The sequence below is a fragment of the Streptomyces sp. SID12501 genome (genome assembly GCF_010550245.1).
Taxonomy (GTDB): Bacteria; Actinomycetota; Actinomycetes; order Streptomycetales; family Streptomycetaceae; genus Streptomyces.
This window is the reverse complement of record NZ_JAAGLU010000980.1, coordinates 1-397: the sequence shown is the minus strand read 5'-3', so window position 1 is coordinate 397 and position 397 is coordinate 1. Positions and strand designations below refer to the sequence as shown.

Sequence of the window (397 nt, the reverse complement as noted above, 5' to 3'; positions counted from 1 at the left end):
CTCCGGCGACACCCTCGCCTCCCCGATGCAGGGCACCATCGTCAAGGTGGCCGTGGAGGAGGGCCAGAAGGTCGAGGAGGGCGAGCTGATCGTCGTCCTGGAGGCCATGAAGATGGAACAGCCCCTCACCGCCCACCGCTCCGGCACCGTCAGCGGGCTGCCCGCCACCGGGTCCACCGTGTCGACGGGCGCCGCCATCTGCGACATCAAGGACTGAGGGCACACCCCATGTCCCCACTGACCTACACCGATGCCGTGGGCGGAGCCCTGGAGCGGCTGCGCGGAGTCGGGTTCGAGCACGGGCCCCGGTTCGTCAACCACGCGCCGATGGCGGCCGAGGCGCTGGCTTACATGGGGTACGCCGACGACGTACCCCGCTGGGTCGACCGGAACCTCC

1 protein-coding gene is annotated in these 397 nt (G+C 70.5%); it reads left to right on the top strand.

What is annotated here, in order from left to right; genetic code table 11:
* Positions 1–217 (top strand): biotin/lipoyl-containing protein (locus G3I71_RS49445; protein WP_164325531.1); only part of this gene is annotated, 217 nt, incomplete at its 5' end.
* Positions 218–397 lie beyond the last annotated feature (180 nt).